Origin of the sequence: uncultured Roseobacter sp., from assembly GCF_947488185.1 — a bacterium.
Lineage (GTDB): Bacteria > Pseudomonadota > Alphaproteobacteria > Rhodobacterales > Rhodobacteraceae > Roseobacter.
Window position 1 is genome coordinate 70,448 of record NZ_CANKYM010000001.1, and the last position, 19,397, is coordinate 89,844.

Genomic DNA, 19,397 nt, shown 5'->3' on the forward strand with positions numbered 1-19,397 from the left:
GTGCACAGGCTTTTCCGCGGGATCGTGACTGGCGCCTTCGTTGCGCTGGCGGGCTGTACGACTGTACAGCCTTTCGATCCCGTTGCGGACAAGCTGAGCAGTTCCGATCTCACGCTGGCGACCCAGACATTTCGCGAGGTCTGCCTCGACACACTGCCCGATTTTTCACAGGTGAACGCCGTGGCGACCGCGCGGGAATTCGAACCCTTGAGCATCCCCGGACAGGGACGTTTCGCAGCGCAGACGTATCGGACAAATCTGAAATCGGTGATCGCGCTCACCGCGCGTTTTGACGAAAGCACGCCGGTCTGTGGCGTGGCCTTCCTGGGTCCTGACGATGACAAGCGGGTTCAGGATGCATTTGTTGCGACAACAACACGCGCCCTGGGGGGCCAGCCCCGGGCGAAGCTGCGCGCATCGCAAGATGATGCGGCTTATCATCTGCGCAATCAGAGCACGATGATCTTTGAGGCGCGCGCCAAAAGCGACGGAGCAAGCCACTACGTGTATCTGACACCACCGGTCTCCCGGGAAGAAGCAGAGAGGATTGTCGCGCCGTGACAGCAGGCATGGGACAATCGGGAAAGGCTTTCCGCCTCGTGTCGGGCAGTTCCGTGCTGGCGGGATGCCTGATGCTTACTGCCTGCTCGGCGCAGGGCGTCTCCTCGGATACTGCCGAGTTGCGCAACATGTGGCGGGCGAACCTCGTGCCCAAGTCGAGCCCGGCCTTGATGGTCAGCGCCTTTGACCGCTTTTGCGCACAGGGTCCGCGCGACGATGCAACCCTGCGGGCGGCAGGCTATGTGCCCCTGCCGGAACGCAGCCCCGGTGCACGAGCCTATGTGATCGATGATCGCCGGCCGGCGGTGGCCGTCTCGGAAAGGATGTGCGTCGTGCAGGCGGAATCGCGCACCGGCCAGACCGCGCGGTTTCAGAACTACGTGACCGCCACCTACCCCGGCGCCCGCCCGATTGACCCCGCCCCCCTTGGCAGGAACATCGAACAGGCGTGGTCCCTGCCCACTGATCCCCCGTCGCTTATTGCCACGGAACGCACGGTCAGCCTCGGCTGGTACCGCTATGCGCTGATCTTTTTCAGGCCGGAGGCGACATGATCCGCGCCTTGCTCATCTCCTCCGTGTTGGCGACGCCCGCAGCCGGCGGGACCGTCGCCGAACAGGCGATCGCCACGTTCAACGCGGTCTGTTTCAAGGCCGGGCAGACCGCGGCCCAGGCGCGCAGCCGCATGGAGGCCCGCGATGGCGCGCCGCTGCCCTATACGCTGACCTTCTGGGACAGATCGCTGGCGCCCGCGCCGCAGGCCCCGGCCCGGATCGAGCGGCGTTGCGAAGTGAGCTTTGCAGGTGATCACACAGAGGCAGCCATTGCCGCCTTGCGCACTCAGATGGCCCGCCCGCCGGTGTTCGGCTTCAGGATCGACCTGCCGGAAACGCATGTGCCCCAGACCGGCACCGCGCTGATCGAGGGGCGAGAATTGCTGCGCGGACGCGTCGCGGTGGTGCATGTGGGCCTGCGGGAGGGTGAGACCTTCATCGGTGTGGACCGCCTGCCCGACGGATGGGAGGACAGCTGAGATGCTCGACACCAGCCCGCGCCCCTGCCCCTGTTGCACCGCCACCGACGCCGAGCCATGGGACCGGTATTCGCCGGATGACTGGCAGGTCGTACGCTGCATCACCTGCGACATGACCTATCTGCGCAATCCCGTCGCCTATGAGGCACTGGAAGAGGATTTCGCCTGGGAAAAGACCTACGAGGCAAAGAAGGACGTCTCCAAGGGGTCTACCGCGCTCAGCCCCGGCATCCGGTCGCTGCGCAAGAAGCTGGGCCTGACCCACCGCGACAAACACGACATGTACCGCACCTGGTTCAATGATGGCCACGTGCTGGATATCGGCTGTGGTCTGGGCGCGCGCGTGCGCCCGCCGATGACGCCTTACGGGATCGAATTGTCCAAGGCACTGCACGCCCATGCGGATGCCTATATGCGTTCGCACGGCGGGTTCTGCGCCCATGGTGCGGGCGCGGAGGCGATCTGGGAGTTCGACGAGAAACAGTTCGACGGCATCATCATGAACTCCTACCTGGAGCATGAAACCGAGGCGATGGCGGTGCTGAAAGGCGCGCACCGGGCGCTGAAGAACGACGGCGCGGTCTATGTCCGCGTGCCCAATTTCGGCTCGCTCAACCGCCGGGTCATCGGGGCCAACTGGTGCGGCTTCCGCTATCCCGATCACGTCAATTACTTCACGCTCGCGACGCTCACGGACATCGCTCGCCGCGCTGGCTTCACCACGCAGCTGGTCAACAGGATCGCGCTGCCCGTGGACGACAACATCACCGTGCTTTTGCACAAGGCAGGCACGCAATGATGCTCTGCCCCATCTCATCCGGACCTTGAAATACCAAAAAGGGAACCAAAATGGCCGTACTTATTGACGAAAACACCAAGGTGATCTGCCAGGGCCTCACCGGCTCGCAGGGCACGTTCCACACTGAGCAGGCCATTGCATATGGTACCAAGATGGTTGGCGGTGTGACCCCCGGCAAGGGCGGTCAGACACATCTGGACCTGCCGGTGTTCAACTCCGTGCATGAGGCGAAAGCCAAGACCGAGGCGAATGCCAGCGTCATCTACGTGCCGCCACCCTTTGCCGCGGATTCGATCCTTGAGGCGATTGATGCCGAGATGGAGCTCATCGTCTGCATCACCGAAGGCATCCCGGTCTTGGACATGATGAAGGTGCAGCGCGCGCTTGAGGGGTCCAGATCGCGACTGGTCGGGCCGAACTGCCCCGGTGTGATCACGCCCGACGCCTGCAAGATCGGCATCATGCCCGGACATATCCACAAGCGCGGTTCCTGTGGTGTGGTCTCGCGTTCGGGGACTTTGACCTACGAGGCGGTCAAGCAGACCACCGATCTGGGCTATGGCCAGTCGACGGCTGTCGGCATCGGCGGCGACCCGATCAAGGGGACCGAGCACCTTGACGTTTTGGAAATGTTTCTGGCCGATGACGAGACGCAAAGCATTATCATGATTGGCGAAATCGGCGGTAGCGCCGAGGAAGACGCGGCACAATTCTTGGCAGATGAAAAGAAAAAGGGCCGCTGGAAACCCACCGCGGGTTTCATCGCGGGCCGCACAGCCCCTCCGGGCCGCCGCATGGGCCATGCGGGCGCGATCGTCGCCGGCGGCAAGGGCGGTGCCGAAGACAAGATTGAAGCCATGCGCGCAGCCGGGATCGTCGTGGCCGACAGCCCCGCGACGCTTGGCGAGGCGGTGAAAGAGGCGATTGAAAAGGGGTGAGCCGCGGACAGAGCATAAGCGAGGCGAAAGCGCCAGTGGCGCTTTGGAGCGGCGAACGGGCCGAGCCCCGGCCTTGTGTCAGCATGCGCGCGACAAAGGCTCGATGGGTCGATGTACCATCCGGACGAGCGAAGCCCCGGCATGCCGTAAACCGTCGTACTTATGTGCTGAGGGCAGCCCCCGGCCGGGGGGGGCGGTCGGGGGCTGCCCGGCGGTGCCGCCGGGCGGGAGGTCGCGTAAGGTGACCACCATTCAGGAAGGCGCAAGGCAGTTGTTTGTTGATCTCTTTTCAAGAAGAGAACGGTTGCCTGCGGAAAGATTCAGGACAGCATATTTCGCCAATTTAGCCGCAATTATCGTAATCGCTGCGCTGTCGCTTCTGGTTTCGCGCGAGATATCAACCATTCTAACCCTCGTGTGCGTGTTCCTAACCTTTTTTATTGCTGTAAATGTAGCGACGAAAAGGCATCGCGACACTCTTCCGTTGCACATTCTGCCGCCTGCTCCCTTCCGCATATTACCAGTTTTGCCTTTCCAAAGTGGCCCAGGTTTCTTTTGCGGCTTTGGACTGGCGCTTTTGGCGTATGCACTTCTTATATTACTCAATTTTGAACTTGGTAAAGTTGCCTTACAATTTTGCGCCATGATCTTTGTTATCGGCAGCACCGCCACTCTCGCCACACGATTTCTCTGGGTGGCCCCCTCCCAACCCGGCCCCAACGAATACGGTCCCAACCCACATGAGGTAACCCCATGACCGAACACACCCCCAACGACCAGTTCCATGCCTCCTCCTTCATGCAGGGGCACAATGCGGAGTACCTCGAACAGATGTATGCGCGCTATGCCAATGACCCCAACGCGGTCGATGATGCCTGGCGGGCCTTCTTTAAGGCGATGGGGGATGACGAGGTTGCGGTGAAACGCGAAGCCGAAGGGCCAAGCTGGGCGCGCACCGACTGGCCGCCGCAGCCGGGCGATGAGATGACGCAGGCGCTGACTGGAGAATGGGCACCCGAGGCCGAACTCAAGGGCGCAGACAAGAAAATCCGCGCCAAGGCCGCCGAAGCGGGCGTGCAAGTCACTGATGACCAGATCAAACGCGCGGTACTCGACAGCATCCGCGCGCTGATGATCATCCGCGCCTACCGCATCCGGGGGCATCTGGTGGCCGATCTCGACCCGCTGGGCATGCGCGAGAACACACCGCACCCCGAATTGGACCCGAAATCCTACGGCTTCACCGAGGCCGACATGGACCGGCCCATCTTCATCGACAACGTGCTGGGGCTGGAAACCGCTTCGATGCGCGAGATCATCTCGATTGTGAAACGCACCTACTGCGGCACCTTCGCGCTGCAGTACATGCATATCTCCAACCCTGAAGAGGCGGGCTGGCTGAAAGAGCGTATCGAGGGCTTTGGCAAGGAGGTCTCTTTCACGCGTGAAGGGCGCAAGGCGATCCTCGCCAAGCTGGTCGAGGCCGAAGGTTTCGAGAAATTCCTGCACGTGAAATACATGGGCACCAAACGCTTCGGCCTTGATGGCGGCGAAAGCCTGGTGCCTGCGATGGAGCAGATCATCAAGCGCGGCGGCGCTCTGGGCGTCAAGGACATCGTGATCGGCATGCCGCACCGCGGGCGTTTGTCGGTGCTCGCCAATGTGATGGCCAAACCTTACAAAGCGATCTTCAACGAGTTTCAGGGCGGCAGTTTCAAGCCGGAGGATGTCGATGGATCGGGGGATGTGAAATACCACCTCGGCGCCTCCTCCGACCGGGAATTCGACGGTAATACAGTGCACCTGAGCCTCACGGCGAACCCCAGCCACCTTGAGGCCGTGAACCCGGTGGTACTGGGCAAAGCGCGCGCCAAACAAGATCAGAACAACGACCCCGAGCGCACGTCCTGCATGCCGATCCTGCTGCACGGGGATGCAGCCTTTGCCGGTCAGGGCGTGGTGGCAGAGTGTTTCGCACTGTCGGGCCTGCGCGGGCACAAGACGGGCGGCACTATGCACTTGGTCGTGAACAACCAGATCGGGTTCACCACCGCCCCGCACTTCAGCCGCTCCTCGCCCTACCCTACTGACAACGCGCTGGTGGTCGAGGCACCGATCTTCCACGTGAACGGGGATGATCCGGAGGCGGTTGTGCATGCAGCGAAGGTCGCTACCGAGTTCCGCCAGAAGTTCCACAAGGACGTGGTGATCGACATCTTCTGCTACCGCCGGTTCGGACACAACGAAGGCGACGAGCCGATGTTCACGAACCCGGTGATGTACAAAAAAATCAAGGGCCATAAAACCACCCTGAGCCTTTACACCGAGCGTCTGGTCAAGGATGGGCTGATCCCCGAAGGCGAGATCGAAGATATGAAGGCCGCCTTCCAAGCCTATCTGAGCGAAGAGTTTGAGGCGGGCAAGGAGTACCGCCCGAACAAGGCCGACTGGCTCGATGGCAAGTGGTCTCATCTCGACAAGCAGAAAACCCAATACCAGCGCGGGCACACCGCAATCTCCAAGGCCGCGCTGATGGAAGTCGGCAAGGCGCTGACCACGGTTCCGGACGGGTTTCCCATACACAAAACCGTAGGTCGCCTCTTGGACTCCAAGAAACAGATGTTTGACAGTGGCGAAGGTATCGACTGGGCCACGGCCGAGGCGCTGGCCTTTGGTTCGCTACTGACCGAAGGATACCCAGTGCGACTGGCCGGTCAGGACAGCACCCGCGGCACCTTCTCGCAACGGCACTCCGGGCTGGTGAACCAAAACACCGAAGAGCGCTATTTTCCGCTCAACAACATCAAACCAGGGCAGGCGCACTACGAGGTCATCGACTCGATGCTCAGCGAATATGCGGTGCTGGGCTTTGAGTACGGCTACTCGATGGCGGAACCCAATGCGCTGACACTCTGGGAGGCGCAGTTCGGCGATTTCGCCAATGGTGCGCAGATCATGTTTGACCAGTTCATCTCCTCGGGTGAATCGAAATGGTTGCGCATGTCAGGGCTCGTCTGCCTGTTGCCGCATGGCTTCGAAGGGCAAGGGCCGGAACACTCCTCCGCACGGCTGGAACGCTTCCTGCAAATGTGCGGGCAGGACAACTGGATCGTGGCGAACTGCACCACACCGGCGAATTACTTCCACCTCCTGCGGCGACAGATCCACCGATCCTTCCGAAAGCCGTTGATCCTGATGACGCCAAAGTCGCTCTTGCGCCACAAACTGGCGGTGAGCACAGCAAAAGAATTCACCACCGGCTCCAGCTTCCACCGGCTGATGTGGGACGACGCGCACCAGGGCAATTCTGACACCAAGCTCGTCGCCGACGGCAAGATCAAACGCGTGGTGATGTGTTCGGGCAAGGTCTATTACGATCTCCTGGAAGAGCGGGACGCGCGTGGCATCGATGACATCTACCTGCTGCGCCTCGAACAGTTCTATCCCTTCCCCGCACAATCCGCGGTCAAGGAGCTGGAACGGTTCAAGCAGGCCGAGGTTGTCTGGTGCCAGGAAGAGCCCAAGAACCAGGGCGCCTGGACCTTCATCGAGCCCAACATTGAATGGGTGCTGGGCCGCATAAAGTCCAAGCACCCACGCCCGATCTATGCAGGCCGCGCCACGTCGGCCTCGCCTGCCACGGGTCTGGCCAGCCAGCACAAAGCACAACAAGCAGCGCTCGTGGACGATGCGTTGACGATCAAGAAATAAGCGCCGAAGGGAATAAGAGAAATGACCACCGAAGTTCGCGTCCCCACGCTGGGCGAATCCGTAACAGAGGCCACCGTGGCCACATGGTTCAAGAAACCCGGCGATAGTGTCGCCGTCGATGAAATGCTCTGCGAGCTGGAAACCGACAAAGTGACGGTGGAGGTGCCTTCACCCACCGCAGGCACGCTGGCCGAGATTGTCGCCGCAGAAGGGGAAACCGTTGGCGTGGACGCGCTGCTTGCCTCCATTTCTGAGGGAGAAGGCGCAGGTGCCGGGAGCGCTGCTCCCGCCGCTGCGCCGGCTGCGATCGCTGACGCGCCCGCAGCCACGGGCGGCACCGTCGACGTGATGGTACCAACGCTTGGTGAAAGCGTGACCGAAGCGACCGTCAGCACGTGGTTCAAGGCGGTTGGGGACACCGTGGCAGCCGACGAGATGTTGTGCGAGTTGGAAACTGACAAGGTTTCCGTAGAAGTGCCCGCCCCCGCTGCCGGAACACTGACCGAGATTCTGGCGCCCGAAGGCACCACGGTGGACGCGAGTGCGAAACTGGCCGTGATGACTCAAGGCGAAGGCGCGTCAGCGCCGACCACCCAGGCTCCGACCCCCACCGCTGCCGCAGCAGCACCTGCTAGCGACGGCAAGGACGTGGAAGACGCGCCTTCAGCCAAGAAAGCGATGGCCGAAGCGGGGCTGAGCCGCGATCAGGTCACCGGATCTGGCCGCGACGGGCGGGTAATGAAAGAAGACGTGACCGCCGCGATTGCCGCGGCCAGCACCGCACCTACTTCTGCTGCAGCCGCGCCACGTGCGCCTGTGGCTGCGGATGATGCCGCCCGCGAGGAACGGGTGAAGATGACGCGCCTGCGCCAGACCATCGCCAAGCGCCTGAAAGACAGCCAGAATACCGCGGCCATGCTCACCACCTACAACGAGGTGGACATGACCGAGGTCATGGCGTTGCGCAATGAGTACAAAGACCTGTTCCTGAAAAAGCACGGGGTCAAGCTCGGCTTCATGTCTTTCTTCACCAAGGCCTGCTGCCACGCGCTGAAAGAGGTGCCCGAGGTCAATGCCGAAATCGACGGGACGGACATCGTCTACAAGAAGTTCGTGCACATGGGCATCGCGGCTGGCACGCCGACTGGCCTTGTGGTGCCAGTCATTCGCGACGCCGATGCGATGAGCTTCCATGCCATCGAGCAGGCGATTGCCGAAAAAGGCGCGCGGGCGCGGGACGGCAAGCTTTCCATGGCGGAGATGCAGGGCGGCACCTTCACGATCTCCAACGGCGGGGTTTACGGCTCGCTGATGTCCTCGCCGATCCTGAACCCGCCGCAGTCGGGCATCCTCGGCATGCACAAGATCCAGGACCGCCCGATGGTCGTGAACGGCGAGATCGTGATCCGCCCGATGATGTATCTGGCGCTGTCCTATGACCACCGGATTGTGGACGGAAAGGGTGCTGTGACCTTCCTCGTGCGCGTGAAAGAGGCGCTGGAGGATCCGCGGCGTTTGTTGATGGATTTGTAACCATAAAACTGAGTGGTTTAACCACAATGGCAGGCCTTTCCAAACGCCAAAGAAGACATGGCCGGCTCGTGCAGTCCGACAAGTGGAAGAGGGCGCGCATTTACTACGCTTGGCGCGGTCTTCTCTTTCTGTTTGGTTTCTTGCTGGTAGTCGGCGCCACTATTCCTGGCTGGGCTTTTGCTGCAGGCATCACATCAGTGTTTTCGGGGCTATTCCTGGTCGTCTCTTTCTGCATTGCGTATTGGTTCTCGAAACCAGTATGGCTCGCGGCATTTGTGCGCCCCAAGAGAGACCGGTCTGTCCGCTCCGTACAGTTTTTCGGATTGTTCTGTGCAGCCGCTTACGCCGCGGAGAGTTGGAACTATTTGGATCCCACGCTGGCTCGATTGGTAATCGCCCTATCCGGTGGGGGCTTCTTTTTGGTACTAATGGTAGGTGCAGCGCGGGCTTTAGTGAATCCAACCGTTGGCTTACACATGCTAACACTGGCTCAAACCGCCAAAGCAGTGGACGTGGAAAGTGACAAGAGGCCTGCGATCCAACCACCGGACAAGTAATTCACGAAGCTCCATCTGTCCCGCAACCACACGCATTCCGCGTCGAGGAAACACAATTTAACAAAAGAGCAGCTAGACATGACCGAAATCCAAATTCTCGCCCTCTACGGCCTTCTGGTCATCCTGACCCTGATCCTGCAGGCCACCGGAGCCCTGACGCAGCTCGGCATGGGCTACTTGCTCGGCAGTCGGGATGAAGGGCGCACCGTTTCCGGCATCGCCTCGCGGCTGGAACGCGCGCTGAGCAACTCCGTCACCGCCATGGCGCTTTTTGCCCCCGCCGTCCTGCTGATCGTCGTGACCGAAAGCAGTACCAATGAAACGCTGCTCGCGGCACAGGCCTTTCTGATCGCGCGCCTCGTCTACCTGCCCTCCTACGCCTTCGGCATCGTCGGCCTGCGCAGTCTCGCGTGGACGGTTGGCATCGTGGCGACCATCGCGCTCTACCTGCTGGCACTGTGACGACCGAGCTCACCGTTCTGGCGCTCGCGGCGCTGTTGCAGGCCGTGCAATTCGTCCTGATGGCCGTGCCCGCCAATCTGGAACTGGCCCCCGGCCAGACCCTCAGCCCGCGCGACCGCGACCGGATGGGCGGCGACCTCGTCGACAAGCTTTCGCCCCGCACCGCCCGGCTCTACCGCGCGCTCACCAACCATTTCGAAGCGCTGATCCTCTTCACCATCGCCGTTCTGGTGGTAACGCTAGGCGCGCAATCCTCACCCCTCACCCAGACCTGTGCCTGGGTTTATCTGGGCGCCCGCATCCTCTACGTCCCGGCCTATGCCTTCGGTTGGGTGCCCTGGCGCTCACTGATCTGGTTCGTGGGCTTCGGGGCGACCATTCTGATGCTGCTTGCAGCTTTGGTCTAGGCGGGGCAACTATGGCGGGACCATTTTGCAAAAACCGACGTGATACAGACGTTACATTCTGAAGGATCTGACCCATGGCCAACTACGACGTGATCATCATCGGCTCCGGCCCCGGCGGCTATGTCTGCGCCATCCGATGCGCACAGCTGGGGCTGAAAGTGGCCTGTGTCGAGGGGCGCGAGACGCTGGGCGGCACCTGCCTGAACGTGGGCTGTATCCCGTCGAAAGCGCTGCTGCACGCGAGCCATATGCTGCATGAGGCCGAGCATAATTTCGCGGCCATGGGCCTCAAGGGCAAGAGCCCATCGGTCGACTGGAAGCAGATGCTCGCCTACAAGGAAAAAACCATCGGGCAGAATACCAGCGGCATCGAATTTCTGTTCAAGAAGAACAAGATCGACTGGTTGAAGGGGTGGGGCTCGATCCCAGAAGCGGGCAAGGTCAAAGTCGAGGATGATGTCCATGGTGCCAAGAATATCATCATCGCATCCGGGTCCGAACCCGCATCTCTGCCCGGCGTCGAAGTGGACGAAAAGGTCGTGGTGACATCGACCGGCGCGCTGGAGCTTGGCAAGGTGCCAAAGAAGATGGTGGTGATCGGTGCGGGCGTGATCGGCCTGGAGCTTGGGTCGGTCTATGCTCGGTTGGGCTCGGAGGTAACGGTGGTGGAATTCCTGGATGTCGTCACGCCGGGGATGGATGCCGAAATCCAGAAGACCTTCCAGCGCACCTTGAAAAAGCAGGGGCTGATCTTCGTTATGGGCGCTGCCGTGCAAAAGACCGACGCATCGAAAACCAAGGCGAAGGTGACCTACAAACTGCGCAAGGATGACAGCGAACACGTGATCGATGCCGACGTTGTTCTGGTCGCAACCGGCCGCAAACCTTACACCGAGGGGCTTGGCCTCGATGCGGTCGGCGTCAAAATGACAGAGCGCGGCCAGATCGCGGTAAACGGAAAGTGGGAAACCAACGTGCCCGGCATCTACGCCATTGGCGACGTGATCGAGGGGCCAATGCTGGCCCACAAGGCCGAGGACGAGGGCATGGCGGCAGCCGAACAAGTAGCTGGTAAACATGGACATGTTAACTATGGCGTGATCCCCGGTGTCATCTACACACATCCTGAGGTCGCCAATGTCGGCGCAACCGAAGAGGAGCTGAAAGAGCAAGGGCGCAACTACAAAGTCGGCAAATTCTCCTTCATGGGGAACGGGCGCGCCAAGGCGAATTTTGCCGGGGATGGTTTTGTGAAAATCCTGGCGGACAAAGACACGGACCGCATTCTGGGGGCCCATATCATCGGTCCGGCGGCGGGCGATCTGATCCACGAGATTTGCGTTGCCATGGAGTTCGGCGCGTCCGCCGAAGATCTGGCAATGACCTGCCACGCGCACCCAACCTACTCGGAAGCAGTGCGCGAAGCTGCATTGGCTTGTGGCGACGGTCCAATTCATATGTGACGAAGAGGTGGCCTGAAGCCCACCTTCTGGCTCACCACATCGTTTTGGCGGCGCGTGTGCCCCAAGCTGCATCATAGGGTGCTCCCCCCTCCTCGCCATTTGACACTTCGGCAAGTATCTGCCCGACCGTTGGTAAGTCGGGCGCCGCAGCTTTCGTTTCCCACACAGCGGCACGCATCAATGCACGAGCGCATTGCGTGTACATTTCTTTGATCTCAACTATGATGACTGTCGTGGGCAGTCTGCGGTCATTTTCAAAACGTTCCCGCATGTCCCTATCTGCAGTCAGGTATGCACGGCCATTGATCCGAACCACATTGTTTGATCCCGGAACGATGAACATCAGCGAAACACGGCCATCCGCAACAATGTTACGCAGTGAATCCAGGCGGTTGTTGCCGCGCCAGTCCGGCAGGGCCAGTGTGCTCGGATCAATCTCCTGTACCACGGGTCCGTCATCTCCCCGAGGGCTGCCATCTGTCCCCTCCGGGCCTACGGTGCTGAGTACGCAGAGCTTTGAGGACATGATCCATTTTCGGTAGAGCGGCGTCATGACATGTGCGACCTTGCGCAGGGATGCCGCGCCCGGTGTGCCGTAAAGCGCCAACAGCGCCTCAAGCGTTTCAATCCGTGTGACTGTTTCCGTCATATGTGAACCCCGCTTCCGCCATCAAGGCATCCGACTTTTCTTCCACCATGGTTTCAAGTGTTGTCATGAAGGCGTCGCGGGTTTGCCCCGGCTCTATCACAGGCAGGAATTCCACCACTGCAACGCCGGGTTTTCGCAGCATCCCTCTTTTCGGCCACAGCACGCCCACGTTCGTTGCAACGGGCACGCAGGGCTGGCCCAGTTGCTCGTAGAGCACGGCAGTGCCGACCTTGTAGGGCAACTTAGCGCCTGGCGCGACGCGGGTGCCCTGTGAATAGATGATCAGTTGCCCGGCCTCCGCACGGCCCGCATTCACGTCCGACACCATCTTTTCAATCGCGGCGCCGCGCTTACCCCGATCCACGGCAACGCATCCCAACCGCCTTGCGTATTGCCCGATAATGGGCGTCATCAGGATTTCCTTCTTCATGATGAACTTGGCCGCGGGTAGTGCTGTGAAGATCATCATGATGTCCAGAAACGACTGATGCTTGGCCGCGATCAGCGCTTCCCCCTGCGGAACGGTGCCCCGGACTTCGCAGCGCATACCGACCATCCAACTGGCAGTCCAAAACACATAACGCGAGTAGGTTTTACACGCCGCATACGCCCCCCGGCGGCTGAACATGGCCCAGGGTGCGAACCCCAGACCGATGATGGGCATGGCGATGTACATTTGGGTGATGAAAATGACCGATCGAATACATTGGATCATCAGGCCAACCTTTTCAAAGCACGGTTTGCTGCGGTTCCCGTCGCAACAAAGGCCACGAAGGCTGAAAGCAGGGGGATCAGGAAGGGCAAAAACCAATGCCAGCCCTGAAACCCGAGGCCTGTGAGGAATCCGGCTGTATCAGAAGCTTTGGGCAGTAGGGAAACCGCCCCCATGGCAAGGACGGTGCCAATGATCGCACCCCCGAAGGCCCGAAGGGTAAAGCGGCGAATGAAGGCTTGTGCAATGTAGCGATCCGTGGCCCCCACCAGACGCAAGACCGCAATGACTTGCGCATTTGCAGCCAACGCAGTGTTCGCGGCCAACGTCACCATGACCGCCACGCTGGCGCCCAGAAGCACGGCGGAAATCCAGCCCAGGAGGCGCAGTCTGTTTGCAGCAGCCACCAGAGGTGCACGCCACCTGCTGTGGTCATCGAGAACAGCGCCTGGCACCTCCGCCGCCAACCGCAACCGCAACCCGGCCGCGTCAAAGCCGCTGTCTTCTTCGATCACCTCGATCAACTGGGGAACCGGGAGCGCCTGCAAGTCCAGCTCTGCGCCAAACCAGGGCGCCAGCAACGCCTGTTGTTCGGCATCGTCCAGGGCGCGAGCATAGGCCACACCCGCGGTGGTTTCGAGAATGCGCAGGGCTGCCTCGGTCTGGACCGGCCGTTGGTCCAGCGGCGCCACGATCCGAATGGTCGAGGACCGCGCAAGCTCATCTCCCCACCGGGCCGCAAGGCGACCGGATGCCAGCGAGAGTGCCATGGCAAAAACAGCCAGAAAAGCCATCGCGGCAGCGGCAAAAATCGTCAACTGCGCCGTGAAACCAGAGGGCGGCACCACGCGGTCGGCCTGCTTGTCACCAAGAACGAGGCGTTTGAGAGCGATGCGGGTCACCCTCACAGATCCGCGCCAGCGAGCTGAACACGACCGTTTGCTATGCGCAGAACCCGCGCTTGGATCTGGCTTTTGGCGGCCCGGATCAAGCTGAGATCGTGGGTGGCAATCAGCACAGTTTTGCCCATCTTGTTGAGTTCGACCAAAAGGCGCAGCAGCCTCTGCGACATCTCCCAGTCCACGTTACCAGTGGGTTCATCAGCCAAGACGACATCCGGCGACATGATCACTGCACGGGCAAGGGCGGCGCGCTGACGCTCCCCCCCTGACAACTCCGGCGGCACCGCATCGGCACGGTGGGTCAGCCCGACCCAGGCCATGAGTTCAGTCAGATCATCCTGCCCGGCGCTCGTGGGGCGCCCGGAAACAGTAAGCGGTAATGCGATGTTTTCCGAAACCGTCAGATGATCCAGAAATCGGCAATCCTGATGCACGACCCCCATGCGCCGGCGCAACAGCGCTATGTCATCCCGCTCCAGCCGGGAGACATCATCGCCGAACAGCGTGACATCGCCGGAGGTCGGCAACAACGCGCCGTAACACAGCTTGAGCAAGGTGGTCTTGCCCGCACCGGAGGGTCCGGTCAGAAAGTGAAACGAACCCGGCGCAAGCTTGAGTGAAATCTCAGATAAAAGCGCACCGCCCCCATAGCTGTAGGCGACATTTTCCAGCTCAAGCACGCGGCCCCCGTTTTTTGTTGCGCTTTTGTGCCCCAGTGGCGGTCTGGTTTCAATGCATCACTTGCAAGCTTTGTGCACAGTTAACACTTTTCGCACGACCGGGATGTCAATATGGTGCAGAAAAACAATAAACGAAGCGGGGTAACCATGAAGCAGGACCTGACATGCGCTTGATCTGTCCGAATTGCGATGCGCAATACGAAGTGCCCGATGACGTAATGCCGCCGGACGGGCGGGACGTGCAGTGCTCGAACTGTGGCCAGACATGGTTTCAGGCGCATCCGGACGCAGAGCAGGAAGAACAGGAAGCGCTGAGTAAGACAGCCGAGGAAGATGAAGAAGTTGTCTTCCCTGAAGAAGACAACGCCCCGGAACCTGAGCCAGAGCCGGAACCAGCGCCCGAGGAAGTTACCTCTTCAGAGTACAACCCACCATCATCAGAGTCCAAACCTGAGGCGGAGTTCGACGAGATACCGCCATCCCCGACGCGCAAACCATTGGACCCTGCGGTGGCAGACGTTCTGCGAGAAGAAGCCGAACTCGAGAAGAAAGCGCGGTCAAATGAAACAGCCGGAGGTGTAGAGAGTCAGCCTGATCTTGGGCTGACGGATGCCGATGGCAGTGACGAAGCGCGCAAGCGCGCGCGTGAAACCCGCGACCGGATGGCACGCATGCGGGGCGAGCCGCCATCGCTGCCGGTGGTAGAGGCCACCGCCGTCTCCGGCTCTCGTCGGGACCTGCTACCTGATATCGAAGAAATAAATTCGACGCTACGATCCAACAATGAAAGATCGCCGGGCGACGACCCCGGGCAAACAGCCCAGGTCGAAGCCCGTGAAAAACGCAGCTTTGGGCGTGGTTTCGTCTTGATGGTGCTCTTGGCCGCCGTTCTCGCCTTGCTTTATGTTTTCGCACCGCAACTGGCCGAAGCTGTGCCACAAGCCGATCCGTGGCTCAGCGCTTACGTCGGGATCGTGGATCAATGGCGGATGTGGCTCGACACCAAGGTCGAGGCTGTGTTGGGATGGCTGGATGCTACCGCTGCTTCCAGCGGGCAGTAGTAAGTGGCCCTAGAATCGGTCTAAAAGACGCTTGAGATAGTTGCGTTCTTCTTCGGGACGTGCGGTTTCACCTGACCGGCGACGGATTTCATCCAGAAGCTCCCGCGCGCGACCATAGGCATCATCGTTCAGCGCAAGCGGCCCGGTATCGCCATCCGCACCGGAATTTCCAGATTCGCGCCCCAGCGGGTCGCGGTTGTCTGCCCTGCGGTCAGACTGCTGTGTACCTTGCCCCGGCTGTTGGTTCTGTTGCTGTTGCGCCATCATGTCGCCAAGCGCGCGCATACCTTCACGCAGCGCTTCCATCGCCTGGCCCTGATTGTCGATTGCCTCGGCCAGATCATTGTCGCGCAGAGCGTCCTCGGCCCCTTCCATCGCACGTCCGGCCCGGTCCAGCGCATCGCGCGCCGCATCGCCTTCCGGCGTACCCGCACCCGGCAGATTGCCCTGCTGGCGGCGCAACTCATCGCGCAAGGCCTGCTGACGGTCGGCAATTGAACCTTCGCTGCCCGGTCGCGGATCGCCTGCGGATCCATCACCGCGTTCCTGCGGTTGACCCTGTTGCTCTCCGCCACCCTCGCCCTGACCAGACTGGCCCTCGTGGCTCTGCCCACGGCCCTGCCCGCCGTTGCGCCCCTCGTTGCCCTGGCTCTCGCCTGCCTGGGCACCGGGGTTGAATTGCTCCTGCAGATCGCGGAAGGCCTGATCGGACAGACCTTGTTGTTCGCGCAGTGTCTCGGACAGGCCTTCCATCGCCTGCTCGCCGGGGCTCTGCCCGCCCTGCCCTTGCTGGCCTTGGGTGACGCGCATGTTCTCCATCATCTGCTGAAGCTCTTGCAGCGCCTGCTGCGCCTCGGCCATGCGGCCCTGCTCCATCAGTTCCTGAATACGGTCCATCATGCGCTGCAGGTCATCCTGCGTCATGGTCATGCTGTTTTCGTTTTGCGGGCCGCCGTTTTCGTCGTTTTGCTGACGTTGGCGCTCCGCCTGCCGCATCATTTGCTGCAGATAATCATCCGTGGCGCGGCGCAACTCCTGCATCAGTTCCGCAATCTCCTCATCCGACGCGCCATTGCGGATCGCCTCGTTCAGCCGTTCCTGCGCCCGGCGCATGCGTTCCGCTGCATCGGCAAGATCACCTTCTTCGAGGATGATCGCCAGATCCCACATCTCCTGTGCGAGATCCTCCTGCATTTCATTGCTGAGCCCATACTTGGCAAAGGTCTCCAACTGGCGAATGACCTTGCGCAGCCGCAACGCATCGGTCTGCTTGCGGAACAATTCCTCCGGCAGATAGGCCGCAGCGCGCAGGATCTGGCTAATCCGCTTGTTGTTCTCGCGCGACCAGAGCAGATCGCGGCGCTGTTCGATCACCGCAGCCGCGACCGGATCAAAGAAACGCCGACCGGGCAGCACCATCGCACGTGGCTCGGTTTCATAGGTCTGTTCGGCGCCATCCAGCGCGGACAGGCGCACGAACACCGGCAGATTGGCCCATGGGTGCTCCGAGAAGTCCTCAATCAGGTTTTCTTCGAACGCACGGCGGTCCCCGGCTATGGGAGTGGGCAAGGGCACGATCAGATCGGGGCGTGTCTCGGGCGCGATGCTCAGGCCATGATGGCGAGTGACAGCGGCAAGATCGAGTGTGAACCGTGCCTCGCCGGCCTCTACCCCGTAATCGTCGCGGGCCTCGAACGGCAGTGTCGTTTCTCCAAGAGCAGAGGCGGAAGGATCCTCCAGCACGGCAATCTGAGGCGGGCTGTCCGGGATGACTTCAACTTGCCAGCTGCGCCCACCGGGGCCGTTGATCGCGACCGTGCCGTCCTGCACCACGGTGAAATCCTGCGCCGGATCGGACGCCGGTGGCACCTCTGTCCGGCCGGAGACGGTTTCAGACAGGGTCAGGGCGCCGACCTCACCGTAGAGGCGCAGGGTGATCAGACTGCCAACAGGCACACGGAGCGCGCCTTCTGGAATATCATTGAGGTAGATCGTTGGCCGACCGGTGTATCTGGGACTTTCCGCCCAGCCTTCCCAGACCGGACCAGCGGCAAGCCCGCCGCCGCCGGGCGTCATATCCGCGACCGATCCCACCCGCCAGATGGAGCCAAAGAGCAGGGCGATCCCAAAAAGCAAAACCGCGAGATAGCGCAGCGCGTAAGGATCGCGGGAGGCTACGCGCAGATCGGCGGGCACCGGCTCGGCTTCGGCGGCGCGGGCGGCCATGCGCGCCTGATGCGCCCGCCAGACAGCGGTTGAAGCGGCGTCCGCAGCCCCGATGGTCTGCGTATCCAGCAAGGCCTGCAATGGGCGCCCTGGCAGGCTGGCATCCAATCGCGCGATAGCTTGCTCTCGCGTTGGCAGCCGGAACCGCATGAAGGCATATCCAAGCGTCGTCAGCGCACTGACACCGGCGAGAACGGCCAGGCCCCAGACGACTTCGATAGCAACCGTGTCCTGCAGGCCCAGCATGAGCGCGGCCAGCACAAACAGGCACACCGTCATCAAGGGCCAGAGGCTCTGCACGAAAGCTTCGGCGATCATGCCCAATCGGGTCAGCCGAAGGGGCCAGCGCACGGCCCTGAGGCTGCGGTCCGCATCGTGCCGGGAAAATGACGCCATCGGTTTCACTCCGCTCGTCTTCAATCCCGGGGATACGGGGTCAAAGCCATTCTGGAATGGTATCGCGATTTATCATTTCGTCAAAGGTCGGACGTCGGCGAATAACCGCAAATTGATCCTTATTCACCAGAACTTCGGGAATCAGGGGGCGGGAATTGTATTCGCTGCTCATAACCGCGCCATAAGCACCCGCCGAGCGGAAGGCGACAAGCTCGCCAGCGGCCACTGGTGGCATGTTCCGCTGCTTGGCAAAGGTGTCCCCGGATTCGCAAACCGGCCCGACAATGTCATAGGTCGCCTGCTCGGCGCCGGGCACGGGCTCAACAACCGGGATGATGTCATGGTAGGCCTCATACATGGCCGGGCGGATCAGATCGTTCATCGCCCCGTCGATGATCAGAAAATCGCGCCCCTCACCGGATTTCACATAGATCACCTCGGACACCATGAGCCCGGCGTTTCCAGCGATCAGCCGCCCCGGTTCGATCTCGATTTCGCACCCCAGATGGCCCAGAGTGCGTTTGACCAGCGCGCCATAGTCCACGGGCAGCGGCGGCGCCTGATTGTCGCGCGTATAGGGAATGCCCAACCCGCCGCCCAGATCGAGGCGGCGAATGGTATGCCCATCGGCACGCAGCACCTCGGTAAGCTCGGCGACTTTCTGATAGGCCAGCTCAAAGGGTGCAAGATCGGTCAACTGGCTGCCGATGTGCACATCGATGCCGATCACTTCTAGACCCGGCAACGAGGCCGCAAGCGCATAGACCTCGCGGGCCCGTGATATCGGAATGCCGAACTTGTTTTCGGATTTGCCTGTCGCAATCTTGGCGTGGGTCTTGGCATCAACATCCGGATTGACCCGGATCGTGATCGGCGCGACCGTGCCCATGGCAAGGGCAGTTGCATTCAGCACCTCTATCTCGGGTTCGGATTCGACGTTGAACTGGCGAATGCCGCCCTCAAGCGCCAGCCGAATTTCGGCCGCAGTTTTCCCCACGCCAGAGAAAACGATGCGGTCACCCGGCACACCCGCCGCCTTGGCGCGCCTGTATTCACCGCCAGATACGACATCCATGCCCGCGCCGGCTTGTGCAAGGGTTTTCAAGATTGCCTGATTGCTGGCGGCCTTCATCGCATAGCAGACCAGATGGTCGAGTCCGTCCAAAGCATCATCGAAAAGATGAAAATGCCGCAATAACGTGGCTGTCGAATAGACATAGAACGGCGTGCCAACCGCTTTTGCAATTTCGCTCACCGGCACATCTTCGGCATAAAGCGCACCATCGCGGTAGAGGAAGTGGTCCATG

18 protein-coding genes are annotated in these 19,397 nt (G+C 61.1%); 12 read left to right on the top strand and 6 right to left on the bottom strand.

Annotation, left to right across the window (positions count from 1 at the left end; translation table 11 throughout):
* From Q1A52_RS00375 to lpdA, 11 genes are all read left to right on the top strand, one after another.
* Window positions 1-561 (top strand): hypothetical protein, encoded by a 561-nt coding sequence (locus Q1A52_RS00375; protein ID WP_300009409.1) that lies wholly within the window; start codon window positions 1-3, stop codon window positions 559-561.
* Window positions 562-569: 8 nt separating this feature from the next.
* The gene (locus tag Q1A52_RS00380; RefSeq protein WP_300009412.1) at window positions 570-1,115 is read left to right on the top strand and encodes a hypothetical protein; all 546 of its coding nucleotides are present in this window, start codon (window positions 570-572) and stop codon (window positions 1,113-1,115) included.
* Window positions 1,112-1,594, top strand: a complete 483-nt coding sequence (locus Q1A52_RS00385; protein WP_300009415.1) for a hypothetical protein — start codon at window positions 1,112-1,114, stop codon at window positions 1,592-1,594. The genes Q1A52_RS00380 and Q1A52_RS00385 overlap by 4 nt, the downstream gene beginning before the upstream one ends.
* 1 nt (window position 1,595) lies before the next feature.
* The gene (locus tag Q1A52_RS00390; protein WP_300009418.1) at window positions 1,596-2,393 is read left to right on the top strand and encodes a class I SAM-dependent methyltransferase; all 798 of its coding nucleotides are present in this window, start codon (window positions 1,596-1,598) and stop codon (window positions 2,391-2,393) included.
* A 50-nt stretch (window positions 2,394-2,443) separates the two neighbouring features.
* Window positions 2,444-3,331, top strand: coding sequence for a succinate--CoA ligase subunit alpha (sucD, locus tag Q1A52_RS00395; RefSeq protein ID WP_300009422.1), 888 nt, complete (start codon window positions 2,444-2,446; stop codon window positions 3,329-3,331).
* A 241-nt stretch (window positions 3,332-3,572) separates the two neighbouring features.
* Entirely contained in the window at window positions 3,573-4,088 is a 516-nt protein-coding gene (locus Q1A52_RS00400) for a hypothetical protein (RefSeq protein WP_300009424.1), read from the top strand.
* On the top strand, window positions 4,085-7,042 hold the full coding sequence (locus Q1A52_RS00405) for a 2-oxoglutarate dehydrogenase E1 component (RefSeq protein WP_300009427.1): 2,958 nt from the start codon (window positions 4,085-4,087) through the stop codon (window positions 7,040-7,042). Before Q1A52_RS00400 ends, Q1A52_RS00405 begins: the two co-directional genes overlap by 4 nt.
* A gap of 21 nt (window positions 7,043-7,063) precedes the next feature.
* Window positions 7,064-8,575, top strand: a complete 1,512-nt coding sequence (gene odhB / locus Q1A52_RS00410; RefSeq protein ID WP_300009431.1) for a 2-oxoglutarate dehydrogenase complex dihydrolipoyllysine-residue succinyltransferase — start codon at window positions 7,064-7,066, stop codon at window positions 8,573-8,575.
* 635 nt (window positions 8,576-9,210) lie between these two features.
* Window positions 9,211-9,594: an MAPEG family protein gene (locus tag Q1A52_RS00415; protein ID WP_300009435.1), complete on the top strand. Its 384-nt coding sequence runs from the start codon at window positions 9,211-9,213 to the stop codon at window positions 9,592-9,594.
* Window positions 9,591-10,001 carry an MAPEG family protein gene (locus Q1A52_RS00420; RefSeq protein WP_300009438.1) on the top strand — a complete coding sequence of 137 codons (411 nt, stop codon included), beginning with the start codon at window positions 9,591-9,593 and terminating at the stop codon, window positions 9,999-10,001. The genes Q1A52_RS00415 and Q1A52_RS00420 overlap by 4 nt, the downstream gene beginning before the upstream one ends.
* A gap of 74 nt (window positions 10,002-10,075) precedes the next feature.
* Window positions 10,076-11,464 carry a dihydrolipoyl dehydrogenase gene (lpdA, locus tag Q1A52_RS00425; protein ID WP_300009441.1) on the top strand — a complete coding sequence of 463 codons (1,389 nt, stop codon included), beginning with the start codon at window positions 10,076-10,078 and terminating at the stop codon, window positions 11,462-11,464.
* A gap of 31 nt (window positions 11,465-11,495) precedes the next feature.
* On the opposite strand, the gene Q1A52_RS00430 is transcribed toward lpdA, so the two are convergent.
* Genes Q1A52_RS00430 through Q1A52_RS00445 form a run of 4 tightly spaced genes read right to left on the bottom strand, consistent with a single transcriptional unit; the run spans window position 11,496 to window position 14,407 of the window.
* A complete protein-coding gene (locus Q1A52_RS00430; protein WP_300009446.1) occupies window positions 11,496-12,113 on the bottom strand; it encodes a pyridoxamine 5'-phosphate oxidase family protein in 618 nt (205 codons plus the stop codon).
* Window positions 12,088-12,828 (bottom strand): 1-acyl-sn-glycerol-3-phosphate acyltransferase, encoded by a 741-nt coding sequence (locus Q1A52_RS00435; protein WP_300009449.1) that lies wholly within the window; start codon window positions 12,826-12,828, stop codon window positions 12,088-12,090. The genes Q1A52_RS00430 and Q1A52_RS00435 overlap by 26 nt, the downstream gene beginning before the upstream one ends.
* Window positions 12,828-13,733: an FtsX-like permease family protein gene (locus Q1A52_RS00440; RefSeq protein WP_300009452.1), complete on the bottom strand. Its 906-nt coding sequence runs from the start codon at window positions 13,731-13,733 to the stop codon at window positions 12,828-12,830. The genes Q1A52_RS00435 and Q1A52_RS00440 overlap by 1 nt, the downstream gene beginning before the upstream one ends.
* On the bottom strand, window positions 13,730-14,407 hold the full coding sequence (locus Q1A52_RS00445; RefSeq protein ID WP_300009455.1) for a cell division ATP-binding protein FtsE: 678 nt from the start codon (window positions 14,405-14,407) through the stop codon (window positions 13,730-13,732). Before Q1A52_RS00445 ends, Q1A52_RS00440 begins: the two co-directional genes overlap by 4 nt.
* 164 nt (window positions 14,408-14,571) lie before the next feature.
* Here Q1A52_RS00445 and Q1A52_RS00450 point away from each other — a divergent pair, with 164 nt between their 5' ends.
* On the top strand, window positions 14,572-15,468 hold the full coding sequence (locus Q1A52_RS00450) for a zinc-ribbon domain-containing protein (RefSeq protein WP_300009458.1): 897 nt from the start codon (window positions 14,572-14,574) through the stop codon (window positions 15,466-15,468).
* A 9-nt stretch (window positions 15,469-15,477) separates the two neighbouring features.
* Here Q1A52_RS00450 and Q1A52_RS00455 read toward each other — a convergent pair whose 3' ends face one another.
* Window positions 15,478-18,090: a TIGR02302 family protein gene (locus Q1A52_RS00455; RefSeq protein WP_300009461.1), complete on the bottom strand. Its 2,613-nt coding sequence runs from the start codon at window positions 18,088-18,090 to the stop codon at window positions 15,478-15,480.
* Between the two features lie 40 nt (window positions 18,091-18,130).
* Window positions 18,131-19,396, bottom strand: coding sequence for a diaminopimelate decarboxylase (gene lysA / locus Q1A52_RS00460; protein WP_300009464.1), 1,266 nt, complete (start codon window positions 19,394-19,396; stop codon window positions 18,131-18,133).
* Window position 19,397 lies beyond the last annotated feature (1 nt).

Excerpts from the sequence above, each read along its gene's own strand:
- Q1A52_RS00455 (WP_300009461.1), bottom strand. The coding sequence starts at position 18,090 with ATGGCGTCATTTTCCCGGCACGATGCGGACCGCAGCCTCAGGGCCGTG.
- Q1A52_RS00435 (WP_300009449.1), bottom strand. The coding sequence starts at position 12,828 with ATGATCCAATGTATTCGATCGGTCATTTTCATCACCCAAATGTACATC.
- Q1A52_RS00390 (WP_300009418.1), top strand. The coding sequence starts at position 1,596 with ATGCTCGACACCAGCCCGCGCCCCTGCCCCTGTTGCACCGCCACCGAC.
- lpdA (WP_300009441.1), top strand. The coding sequence starts at position 10,076 with ATGGCCAACTACGACGTGATCATCATCGGCTCCGGCCCCGGCGGCTAT.
- Q1A52_RS00430 (WP_300009446.1), bottom strand. The coding sequence starts at position 12,113 with ATGACGGAAACAGTCACACGGATTGAAACGCTTGAGGCGCTGTTGGCG.
- Q1A52_RS00385 (WP_300009415.1), top strand. The coding sequence starts at position 1,112 with ATGATCCGCGCCTTGCTCATCTCCTCCGTGTTGGCGACGCCCGCAGCC.
- Q1A52_RS00415 (WP_300009435.1), top strand. The coding sequence starts at position 9,211 with ATGACCGAAATCCAAATTCTCGCCCTCTACGGCCTTCTGGTCATCCTG.
- Q1A52_RS00380 (WP_300009412.1), top strand. The coding sequence starts at position 570 with ATGGGACAATCGGGAAAGGCTTTCCGCCTCGTGTCGGGCAGTTCCGTG.
- Q1A52_RS00405 (WP_300009427.1), top strand. The coding sequence starts at position 4,085 with ATGACCGAACACACCCCCAACGACCAGTTCCATGCCTCCTCCTTCATG.
- Q1A52_RS00450 (WP_300009458.1), top strand. The coding sequence starts at position 14,572 with ATGCGCTTGATCTGTCCGAATTGCGATGCGCAATACGAAGTGCCCGAT.
- lysA (WP_300009464.1), bottom strand. The coding sequence starts at position 19,396 with ATGGACCACTTCCTCTACCGCGATGGTGCGCTTTATGCCGAAGATGTG.
- odhB (WP_300009431.1), top strand. The coding sequence starts at position 7,064 with ATGACCACCGAAGTTCGCGTCCCCACGCTGGGCGAATCCGTAACAGAG.
- sucD (WP_300009422.1), top strand. The coding sequence starts at position 2,444 with ATGGCCGTACTTATTGACGAAAACACCAAGGTGATCTGCCAGGGCCTC.